This window comes from Paenibacillus polysaccharolyticus (assembly GCF_023714295.1).
In the GTDB taxonomy this organism is placed as follows: domain Bacteria; phylum Bacillota; class Bacilli; order Paenibacillales; family Paenibacillaceae; genus Paenibacillus; species Paenibacillus polysaccharolyticus_A.
The window spans coordinates 511,683-523,614 of sequence record NZ_JAMAUN010000001.1 but is presented as its reverse complement, the minus strand read 5'-3'; the positions used below and the strand labels follow the sequence as shown (position 1 = coordinate 523,614).

Genomic DNA, 11,932 nt, shown 5'->3' with positions numbered 1-11,932 from the left:
GTAGTCGGCCTCCTACTCTTGCCAGGAAAATTTTTTCGTTTTTTGCTTCAACGTTCTTTTGGACAACAGTTCCGTCGTGATCTCCGTAAACAAAACAAACTCCCTGAAAATCTCTTCAAGCTCCGCTACTTTCTCTGCGCTGATCAGGCTGCCACTATGATCAAATGCACTCTGCGATTTTCCCAAAAGAAACTCGCTACTAGGCATTAATCTCGCACCAAGCTCAGGTGAATCCAAAATCTGTCTCAGATGCGCCTGCGCTCTGGAAGAACCTAGTGAGCCGTGTGATGCACCTACGATCAGAACAGGTTTGTCCTTCAAAGTTTGAGTAGTATAACTGATCCATTCCAGCGCACTTTTGAGCACAGCAGGGATCGCGTGATCATACTCCGGAGTAGCAATAATGACGCCCTTTGCGTTAAAAATCTGCTCCAGTAAGTCCTGCACCTTCTCTGGAATGTCAACTTCAGCATCTTCTATTTCATCTTTTTCAATAAAAGCAGGTAGATCCTTAATTTCAAACAAGTCAATCTGAGCCTCATCTGCAAAATGCTTTTGCATAAATTGAAGCAGAGTACGGTTCGTTGATTCATCCGAATTGGTACCCACGATAGCTAAATAATTCATGGTAATCCCCTTTCTGTCATTCGAAAATCATGTTCGTCAATGTCAGACTTGATCTTTCGGCATAACTCTAACATACGAGAGCTGGAATGATCTAATAGTTATTCATTGCAGTTTGATAACCAATTTGTTATAATCACCTCAAATTCAAAGTTTGTTATTTTTTTCACAAAGGGTGAGTGACATGTCTAAATTAGAATCACAGGATATTTTGTGTTACATCGACAGCCTTTTGAAATACAGTAACTTTAGCAAAGCCGCCCAATCCCTTTATATTTCTCAACCCTATCTGACCAAGGTCATCAAAAAAGTCGAAAGTCAGTTGGATTGTGAGCTGATCACTCGCAACAAGCTTCCGTATCGATTAACCGAACAGGGAAAAATCTATTATCAATATTTAACTTCGCTTGAACATAGTTATGCCAAACTCATGAAGGAAATTTCCTATGCCTCGGATATCGGCAACAAAGTGTTACGAATTGGGATTCTGCCTAGCCTGGGTTCCTATTTGACACCCCTTTTCTTACCTGCATTTTTAAAGCTTCATCCTGCTTATAAGATTAATCTGGTAGAGGATCTGCCTGAAAAAAATGAAAAACGCATTCAAAATGTTGAGTTGGACTTCTGGATTGGACAAAATTCGAGCAGTATTTCTCCAAATCTAAATGCGTTTAGTTGGGGCAAACACAGCTACCGCGCTGTTATTCCGCGCGTCTGTGAACTATATCAGAAGAATGTTGCCGTCATCCCGGAGGGTACGTTTGATATCCCTACCATTCTGAGCCAACAGCTCGTTTTAACGTCCAAAGGATCTGCCGTTCGTAAACAGATCGACCAACTACTCAGCGTGCACAAGATACAACCCAATATCGTGATGGAAAGCAACGAAATTCACACGGTGTTGAAGCTTGCCAAACAGAATATGGGCCTGACAATCATTCCCGAAAGTGTCCGGATTGACGAATCTCCTGCGGAATACAACATCTACCCAATCCCGATTGATAAGATGAGTCTGGACTATTTTATAGCACATCATAGCGAAAGAAAGCTGTCTAGTGTGGATCATGACCTTATCCATACATTTCTGAATCATGGACAACAATGTGCAGTGTAGGAGGAGATCCGCATAAATACTTTTACGAAAATGATCCCTCTCATGGGAACTAAGATTTCTCTATTTATCGAGGGGGAGGATGCAGAAGAGCTCGCGCAGGAAGCAGAGAATATGCTGTTCCGTTACGAGAAAGTGTTTAGCGCCAACAGTGATCACTCACAGCTCGCGATGCTGAAGCAAGAAGCCGCCTCCCAACCGCTTCAAGTCGACAGGGAGCTGTATGATCTCATCAAGATAGGCAAAGAACATAGCCTGGAGGAAGATTCTTTTTTAAATATTGCGATTGGCCCGTTGATCAAATTGTGGAGAATCGGTTTCCGCGAGGCACAGGTGCCAGAGGATGCAGAGATTAAGAAGGTGCTGACGCTCTTAAAGCCTGAACATATACAGCTCAATGATGAGCACCAGACCATACATTTATTAAAAAAGGGGATGGAGATCGACCTGGGAGCCATCGCTAAAGGTTATTTTGCCGATCAGGTGATGGCCTTTTTCAAGAAAAACGGAGTAATCTCAGCTATGGTCGATATGGGCGGAAATGTGCTTGTTCATGGGGACTCCCCTTCGGGTTCGAGTCACTGGAATGTGGGAATACAGAATCCCTTTTTACCCAGAGGCAATGCAGCAGCACTCGTCAGTATCAGGGAGCAATCCGTCGTTACCTCAGGCATATACGAGCGTGTCTTAGAAAAGAAAGGACAGCAGTACCATCATATCTTTAGTAGCAAAACAGGTTATCCCATCGTAAGTAATGTCGCTTCTTTGACCATTATTGCGGATAGATCACTCGATTGTGACATCTATACGACAGAATTATTCGGGTTAGATGCGGCCTCCATTATTCATAAAGTCAACAGAATGGAGCACATTGAAGCCGCCGTGATTACGACCGATGGAGAGATGGCCTACACCGAAAGTCTGCGGGGAAGAATCCAGCCACTATCCAGTTAATGAATAAGCCTGGGATAACCAGTTCCATTTCGTAATATCCTCATGTAACCGTTTGATTAGAATTCGTCCAATCTCCGAAAAGAAGTATGTCCGTTGCCCTATTCAGACCTGCCCACCCTATAAGATAATATAGAGTATATATAAACTTCGAATAAGGGATGGGATGATCATGAGTACGCTGCAACCAATTATCCATGTCTTGCAACATTCTTCTGATGAAGACGTCGTTGAACAATTTTTTGAGCACGAGCCATTAATCTGGATTGATTGGAGAGAAGACGAGGGGGACATCATCCAATACTTCAACGGTCAACTGCCGGAATCCGATCAGATCAAGTGTGAGATCATCGACATCGACAAGCCGAGAGGCGTTGATATTGTGTTAAGTTCGAACGATCGAAAGCATACAATTCCGTTCGCCGATGATCGGACTGATCGAGACAGCGCGATTCGGGCGATGCAGGAAATGATTGCTCCCCGATATCAGATTCGATGGTTTATGGAGTCTTTAGGCAACGACACGTTAGCATATCTCTTATTATCTACGGAACAGTGGACAGAACTGGAGAACCAGTTCAGCAAAGAAAAACTTGAATTCTACTTCCAGCCAGTAACAAATGAAAGCAATATGTTTTCTCTCGACATGGATGAAGTATTCACTTTAATTGAAACAAGGCAAAAAGCGCGTACCTCCGAATAAGGGATGAAAACTCGTTGGTACTTGTACACTACTCTAAGTTCCCCGATTTTTATATCAAAAACGCCATCACGTATTGTGATGGCGTTCCTTTTATTTGGGAGCCTAGTAGGTTAACCGCTTCGTCTTGAGTCCACGTAGATACCCTATATTTAACAAGCTTACATCAAACTCCATAAATTATAGATCATCACGGCTGCTTCGTCACGGTTAGCCGTTTTCTTTGGTGCAAACTCATCGTTACCTATACCGTTTATGATGCCTGCTCTTTGTATTATCTCTACCGCTTGCTTCGCATAGTTTGCGATGTTTGCTTTATCCTTGAAAGCTCTAGCTTCACGATCTTGTAATTTTAGTTGCTTCAATTGGATCGCCTTGTATACCATAACGGCCATATCTTCACGCGTAATCTTCTCATGAACTCCGAAACTACCATCTGGTTTCCCGTTCACAATCCCCAGCTTCTGCGCGATTGCGATATTTCCATGGTACCATTCTCCTTGTTTCACATCACTAAAGCTTGCCGCCTCGCTCTCATCCGATAACTCCAACACATTCATCAGCATCGTGATGAATTCTGCTCTTGTCACCTGACCTTTCGGATTAAACTCGCCATCGCCCACACCCTTTACGACTCCTCTTGCTCCCAATGCCGAGATCGCATCTTTCGCCCAGCCTTGGGTCACATCCTGAAAGCTCGTTGCAACATACGCTACCGTATACTTACTTAGATCCGTTGGTTTGAACTCTACTTGACCTGTTCCTGCATTGTATTTACCATTCATCACAACTCTTAGCTCTCCGTTGCCCTTTACATCGTATACGATGATGTTGTTTGGATCCTCAGAAGCCTTCAGCGTATATGGCAATGCAATCACGAGATCATCTCTACCATCAAACGCCGTAAGCTTCGTACCATCTATCGTTAGCTTGATATCATATACGACCTCACCATTCATCCTAACTTGTGTACCAACTGGCAGTTGATTAGCCGCTATTTTCTTGATCGACAATCCTAACGTTTTCCCTGCGCTTGTTTCTGCTCCAAGCCGTTCGGTAGCCAACGTTACGACTGCTGATCCTGTGTTAATCTCGATGTGATCTACCTTAGAAGTTGCACTTGTTAAGCGGGGATCTACCGCTAACTCAACGCTTAACTCGTTCAAGCTTTGATCTCCTTCAAGTTGTACCTGTAGCTTATCACCTGTCGTTTGATCAAGTGCACGCTTCACTGTATCAGGACTTAGCTTCACTATAGAAGCACCGTTCTCATTAACAACTGGCTTAATGTTTATCTGACCGTTGCCCATCACCACCGGTTCACTTCCACCTGTAGAAGCTGGTGGTACTGTAGGTGCAGGGATGTTACCGACACTACCACTACCGCCACCATCTCCATTACCACTGCTTGGTGCATGTGGTGTTCCCGATACCACAACCCCTGCGGATTCTTGCCCCGCTACGTTTATCGTAGTAATACGGAATTCATAACGCGTGCCATTTGCAAGTCCTGTGACTTCATAACTGCTAGCCGCATGATTCAGCGTTACCGTCTTAAACTCTGTATTTCCATGACCTGTAATCTTAATAGCGACCAGATCGCTTTCTGCAGGATTACTCCATTTCAAAGTAAGCTTCTGATTACCAGCTATTACGCTTGTTCCGGTCACTTCTCCTGGCGCAGTCGGTTCAACCAGTGGTGTCACCGTTACTGTAGCGCTGGATGATATACCACCATCTACTGTAGTTACTGTAATGCTTGCTGTTCCTGGTGCCACCGCTGTTACTCGACCTGTCGCACTTACAGTCGCTACACCTGGATTACTTGAGCTCCATTTTACTGCCTTTTTCGTTGCATTTGCCGGTGTGATCGTAGCTGTCAATTGCCCTGATTGACCTTCTACGATGGACAACGTCGTTTTGTCCAAGCTAATTCCGCTAACCGGTACCGTCTTCCCACTGAGTGCATCATACTCACTTTGTGTAATCGGAATGACCGTTCCGTGACGCGGACTAGCGGGTAAGTTGTATATAGAAGATAATGTCCACTCGCCTGATGCAAGATTGGTTGTCTCGAATGGAATATAACCTCTTCCACCAAACTCATCCACGAATAAATACCACTTTTCTTCTGTATTCGATTTGAAGATGGTTGGCCCCTCAACCCATTTCATGTTACCCACACCTTGATTAATCATCTTGAAGGTTGGATCTAAGATCGAGTCACCCATCTCCTGGAAAATCATCTTGCCAAATGGAGCAGTAACTCCGTTGTCTCGTTCATCCTTCGTAAAACGATACACTTTTCCATCATGTTCAATCATTGTGGTATCAATGATGGAATACCCATAATCCAAATATACTTTCGGTTCAGTAAACGTATAGAAATCTCTTGTCTTGCTATACATCATTTGTTGATAAGCGTTACCGGTATGGGATGCATCATCAAACATTCTTGATGCCCAAAATACGATATATTCACCTGTTGTCTTGTCGTACATGATTTCTGGTGCCCAGGTATTACCCGCTTCTTCCGGTGCAACCTCTACCATGCGTTGATCTGTCCAGTTGACGAGATCATTCGATTCCCACACCATAATGGAACGACTGCCCCATGTCTGTGCTCTGCCCCAGTTACCATTACCGTTGATTTTGAGATCGGTGGCGATCATGTAGAACTTGTCGCCTTCAGGCGAACGAATAATGAATGGATCACGTACTCCCTTCTCCCCTAAGGTAGAGGTCAGTACAGGTTTACCCTCATTCAATTCTCGCCAGTTCAACGGATCATTACCGTTACTTAGTGCAAAATAAACTTGCTCACCAGTTGAAGTACCTTCCCCAGTGAAGTAGGTGAAGAAGTATCCTGCATATTTTACATCAGCAGGCCGTTCCTTGACCTTGGCAATAAACTCCTTCGTAGTGGATGCTGAATTTAAGGTAACCGTAGCTGTAAGCTTCACGTCTACATCTCCACTACCATGGATCGGACGTTGCACTTCACCAGTCCTTGAAAGGACGTTTGGTTGAGCCGAAGTCCAAGTAATCGTTGATCCATATAATCCAGATGCCGGTAAGGAGAGATGACCTCTTACATCCTGAATGTTATGAACAACTAATGCCGCTTTTGCTTCATCTACAGCATTGGCATCGCTCGGCAATGCTTTAACCATCATCGTAAAAGTTTTGTTCGTTGTCTCTGTACCATCTGTAAATACCGCTGTTAACGTTACAACTTGATCACCAGTTGAGTTATCTGGTCTAGTCACGACACCTGTAGTTGAGATCACATTGCTCTTATCCGTTGTCCAGCTTATTGTTGTGCCATAAGCACCTGAAGTGGGCAAGGTTACATCGCTTGTAATCGCATCTTTGGATGTATTCGAAGCAAGCAATTCATCAATTGTTAATTTCTCTGTCGCAGCCGATACAAGCATGCCCTTCATTGAAGCAATTTTCTGATCCGCACGAGCCTTAAGGGTTGTAATATCTGCCGCAGTCATAGCACCATTATAGATTTGGAAGTCTGCAATTAACCCGCCGAAGTATGGATCAGCCGGATAAAATGACTTACCGATGTATCCGCTGCTGCCTGAAGTATTTTTTATTTGTTCTAGCGTCATTCCATTCGTTGAGCCTGATGCAACAGCAACACCATCTATATAAATGGTTAGCGTACCATCCTTGCCTGAAACAACCGTCGTAACTACTTTCCATTCATTATTCTTCAAGCCCGTGGTAGAAGTTGAAGACTCATTATTCCAGGCATTCGTTGCTATTCCTAGACGGGCAAAACCGTTAGCATTATAACGTGGTGTGAAATACGTGTAGTGCGTATTATTATTTGGTCTTCCTAGTGCATACAACCACTCCGCAGCGTTTTTACCGCTCCAGTTCACAATCGATGAAACCGTGATATCCGTTAATCCATCGAGAATTCCTTGTGGCAGTTCTACATAGGAGTCCGTTCTGCCCCCGTTAAAGCTCAGCACACCAGCATCATCTGTACGAATCCATTCTGCTTTAGACGGATTCATCCATTTCCCGTTGAATTTTCCGGCTTGGTCAATTACTGTCGCAGTCGCACGATCGATATCATTCATATCGTAGTGCAGAATGAGCTCAGCTCCGGATGGCTGCTCTACTGGAGGAGTAACGTCTTCATCTGCTAATGCTGCAATCTCCTGAACGGATAATGCACGATTATAAATACGGAAATCATCCAATTTACCAACAAACAAACGATCAGAACTATTTCTGGATTTGCCAATGTAATTCATCGTTGTTTGCAGTAACATTCTCGGTTCAACATTAAATGTCGAGCTACGTTTAACCTCTTTCCCATTCACATACAGTACTGCTTCAAATTCATCCATAGTAACGGCAACATGTTGCCAAGTCTTCGTTGGTAATAGTCCAGTATTTCGCAATGCGTATTTATAATCTGATCCGAGTTTCGTGCTGTCATTGCTAAATTTTTCTGTAAAAGGGGTTACGACAGCGAACTCCAGACTACCTGTATCTCCTTGAGTACTCAAGTACATGGTGTTGCGGTTAACTTGTCTGCCTGTTTCGGAAGCAAAATCAAATATTCTCTGATTGGCTTGATTTTTGTCCATTTGAACCCATGTAGAGAACGTAGCCTTCTTCAGATTCAAAGATTGAATCAGGTTATCTGGCAGTTTCACATATCCCGTAGATCCATTAAGCTCTAGCGAAGCGCCCTTTCTACCGATGTGATCCTCTTCATTAATCGTTGCTCCACCTACCAGTGTTGCGTGATGGCCGTTTCCCGAAATGTCGTTCAACGTTGTACCATTCACTGTATTTGCATCGAATGAGTAATGTACAACCGGGTCTGTTGATGGTGCGGGTCCCTTCAAAGCATATTTCTCTTGCAAAGCATTATACTCCGCACGTGAGATTGGAATCACCGTTCCGTGCCTTGGTCCTGGCGGAAGTGCATATTGATCACTGCTTAATACATTGTTTATATATTGCGTGCTACTATCCAAATCGGTTGTATATCGTACATGATAAGGCCATGAATCCAGGAATAAATACCATTTGTCTTGATGAATATCTTTAAAAATCGTTTGTCCTTCATTGTTTCCATTTTTTCCGATCAAGCCAAGTTTGTTATCACGTGTACCCGGAACAGCGTCGTATTGAAGGCCATTGGCAGCAATACCGTCCTTGTCATAGTAGAAATTTGGCGCTTTCTCCACATACACTTTGGTATTGACTTCTGATTTGGTAAATCGATACAACATATCGTTATGCTCAATAAACGTCGTATCAATGGTTGGAAGTGACTCATCAATCATGACCTTTGGCTCTGAAAAGTTATAGAAATCTCGTGTTGTTGCATAGTACATCACATTGTACTGACCTGCGGGTCTCCCGTTATAATCACCGTATGTCTCTGTATTTTTCATCGATGATGCCCAAAATACGATATACTCTCCGGTTGCAGCATCATAGATCGCTTCTGGTGCCCACGTATTTCCTCCTGTCTTGGGAGCAACCTTGACCATTCGTTGCTCGCTCCAGTTGACGAGATCCTCCGACTCCCAGATCATCATGTAATGACTGCCCGTAATTTGAGCCTGGTCGAAATTCGTACTTTCACCCATTTTCAAATCGGTTGCCAGCATATAGAATTTATCACCTTCTGCTGAACGAATAACGAATGGATCACGAAGTCCCTTTTCACCCATATTCGATTGAAGGATCGACTTCCCATTATTGAGCGCTTTCCAGTACAATGGATCTTCGGCCGTAGCGAAGGAAATTTCTTCACCACCCTCATATTCACCTGTAAAGTATGCAAAGAAGTACGCATCAAGCTGTACTGGCGCAGCTGCTTTTTTAACGGTAAGATCAAACGTACGCTCTTTAGAAGCTGAGCCATTTGTAATTGTGGCTGTTAACTTAACGGGTACCTCCGTAGCTTGGCGGCTTACCCACCCTAGCTGTGTAGTATTACTAGCCGCTTCAGCCGTTCCTTTAACAACATTAGGTTTACTAGACGTCCACGTAATAGTGGAGCCTTGCACACCTTTAGTCATAAGACGTAAGTTGCCTTTAATATTATCTGTATTGTAGATCTCTAATTGTTCAGCATCCAGATCAACCTTCTGCTGGTCATCAAATTGCTTCAAGATCGTAACAGGGAATACAGCCGATGTAGACACGCCTTGATACGTTAATGTAGCCGTTAGCTCTGCTTGAACATCACTTGACTGAGCATTTGGACGTTGTACAGCACCACTGCTAGAAATAACTGTCGGCTGACTGGAACTCCAGGTGATACTCACTCCGTTTTTACCGCTTGTCGGTAAAGTAACGTTTTTCGTTATCTTATCCGCACTCTGATCTGCTTCGTCCAAGTAATGATCCATGCTAAGTTGATTCGCTGCATCATCAACAGTAAGCTGACGTATTTTCGAGATGTGAGTTACGGCTTCTTGTTGATATAACTCGCCCATTTCTTGCTCCGTCAACGCACGGTCATATACTCGGAAATCAGCTATGCTTCCTTGAAGATATGGATCGTTCGCGAAGATGGACTTGCCGATAAATCCAGAGAACGTAGAATCTGGATTAATGATGTCTGACAGCTTGAGTCCCTTCGTATTACCTGAAGCAACCTTGACTCCATCCACAAATAATGTGATCGTGTTGCTGGCTTCGGAGAAGGACACCGTTACATGCTTCCACTGTCCAGCGATCAGATTGGAGTTTGCGTTGCCTGTGACTAATGCTTCGTTCGGCCAGCCATTTTTGGATATACCTGTAGCCATCATATTTCCTGATCCGCTACCGTGACGTGGGGTTACGAAAAAATATTTGTTCGTTTCTGGAGTTAACACCGTACCCAAACCGAAGATCCAGCGATTCGTACCATCATTCGTCCAGTTCACGATGGAAGATACGGTAATCTCATTCAGACCTTGCAATAGATCCCTTCCATTTGAGCCCTTAGGAATCTCAACATATCCACTATTCGATGTAGAGCTTCCACCATTGAAGGAAATAAAACCAACCTCACGGTTAGAAATGAATTGTCCATTATTTGCATTTTTAAATATTCCATCAAATGTAACTTGTTTGTTGGCGACATCCTTCAGTACGAGTTGACCATCTACTTCTGCAGTGGTTTTCATGTTGTAATGAAGAATCAGATCATCATTTAGCGACTTATCTTGAACCGTAATGGTAATGGATGATTCAGCCACATAGCCTCCATCCTCCGTTTGTACCGTAATGGTAGCTGTCCCTTCACTAACCGCTGTAACATTACCCACCGAATCGACATTTGCTACACTGGAATCACTAGATGTCCAGATAACTCTTTTATTCGTTGCATTCGCAGGTGAGATTGTAGCCAGTAGTGTCTCGCTGGCGCCCACCGATAAACGAAGTGTAGATTCATTGAGCGAAACACTTTTAACGTCGATCTGCTCAATAGAACTATCCTCGGGTAACAAGGTCACGATAAACGCCTTCGTTGCTTGGCTTCCACCTAAAGAAATGGTTGCCGTTAACGTCACTTGTTGCTCTATTTCTCGTAAAAATACTTCCCCCGCTGCACTAATCGCACTCTCATCACTGGAAGTCCACGATATCGATGCGCCATACGTATTGGTAGAAGGAAGTTCAAGTGATTCGGTAACGGCAGATACATCACCTAACGTTAGCTCTTTTTTGCTTTGTTGTACTTGCTTTTCATCGAACGATTGTTGGTATACTTCAGCGATATCATCACGACTTAGTGCCTCTCCGTAAATTCTTAAATCTTGAAAGCTACCGGCAAAAGTAGCATCTGCTAAATAATTGGAGCGACCGATGTAAGCTTGCAAATCTGTACCAAAGCTTGCGGTTGTTTTCTCTTTGGCGACAGTGCCTATACTTACTCCATTAATGTAACCTGTTATAGAGCCTTCTGTGATGACCGTTGTATAGTGAACCCACTGACCTTCGTACTGTGACGTAGAAGGGCCTGATACGCCTAACTCCGTCGTCCAAGGCTGGTCAACATTGTTGCGATCTGTAAATACGGACTTAAACTCACCACTTGGATTGGATGGATTAAACAGCCAGTAATTCGTTGGCAACTTATTTTCAGCTGCTGGCGTACCGTAGAATAAGGCTGCGTAGTTCCCGCGTCCAGTGTTACTCTTGATCCATACAGAGATCGTTGTGTTTTCTTGATGATCAAACAAGCCCGTAGGAAGTTGCACGTAGTTCGTAGTACTATCCGTCCCTCCCGGTAGAGTAAGGCCATCGTCATACGTAATGTTGCCTACAGCCGTCCCATGCTTGCCATTGCCTGATGAATCCAATACATCCTCAAGCAATGGATAATGCGCCAACATCCTTGGTGTAATCGGGTCAGCTGAAGCTTGATTGTTAAACGGCATACCCCAACTAAAACAGCTGCTGAAGGTCAGCAGTAAAACCAAAGTGATGTTTGTCATTCGCTTTCGCATAGCATTCTTCCCCTCATTGAATATTCAAAAAGCACACAAAACCATAGCTCG

At 43.8% G+C, this 11,932-nt stretch carries 5 protein-coding genes; 3 read left to right on the top strand and 2 right to left on the bottom strand.

From position 1 onward, the window contains the following. Nucleotides 1–12: 12 nt before the first annotated feature. Nucleotides 13–627, bottom strand: a complete 615-nt coding sequence (locus tag M3629_RS02455; RefSeq protein ID WP_251502754.1) for an NADPH-dependent FMN reductase — start codon at nt 625–627, stop codon at nt 13–15. A 181-nt stretch (nt 628–808) separates the two neighbouring features. Between M3629_RS02455 and M3629_RS02450 the strand changes: the two genes are divergently transcribed. From M3629_RS02450 to M3629_RS02440, 3 genes are all read left to right on the top strand, one after another. Further along, the gene (locus tag M3629_RS02450) at nt 809–1,738 is read left to right on the top strand and encodes a LysR family transcriptional regulator (protein WP_251502753.1); all 930 of its coding nucleotides are present in this window, start codon (nt 809–811) and stop codon (nt 1,736–1,738) included. Nucleotides 1,739–1,780: 42 nt separating this feature from the next. Then, on the top strand, nt 1,781–2,689 hold the full coding sequence (locus M3629_RS02445) for an FAD:protein FMN transferase (RefSeq protein WP_251502752.1): 909 nt from the start codon (nt 1,781–1,783) through the stop codon (nt 2,687–2,689). Between the two features lie 169 nt (nt 2,690–2,858). Beyond that, nucleotides 2,859–3,389, top strand: coding sequence for a hypothetical protein (locus M3629_RS02440; RefSeq protein ID WP_221786475.1), 531 nt, complete (start codon nt 2,859–2,861; stop codon nt 3,387–3,389). Nucleotides 3,390–3,547: 158 nt separating this feature from the next. Here M3629_RS02440 and M3629_RS02435 read toward each other — a convergent pair whose 3' ends face one another. Then, on the bottom strand, nt 3,548–11,881 hold the full coding sequence (locus M3629_RS02435; RefSeq protein WP_251502751.1) for an immunoglobulin-like domain-containing protein: 8,334 nt from the start codon (nt 11,879–11,881) through the stop codon (nt 3,548–3,550). Nucleotides 11,882–11,932 lie beyond the last annotated feature (51 nt).

Excerpts from the sequence above, each read along its gene's own strand:
- M3629_RS02455 (WP_251502754.1), bottom strand. The coding sequence starts at position 627 with ATGAATTATTTAGCTATCGTGGGTACCAATTCGGATGAATCAACGAAC.
- M3629_RS02450 (WP_251502753.1), top strand. The coding sequence starts at position 809 with ATGTCTAAATTAGAATCACAGGATATTTTGTGTTACATCGACAGCCTT.
- M3629_RS02445 (WP_251502752.1), top strand. The coding sequence starts at position 1,781 with ATGGGAACTAAGATTTCTCTATTTATCGAGGGGGAGGATGCAGAAGAG.
- M3629_RS02440 (WP_221786475.1), top strand. The coding sequence starts at position 2,859 with ATGAGTACGCTGCAACCAATTATCCATGTCTTGCAACATTCTTCTGAT.
- M3629_RS02435 (WP_251502751.1), bottom strand. The coding sequence starts at position 11,881 with ATGCGAAAGCGAATGACAAACATCACTTTGGTTTTACTGCTGACCTTC.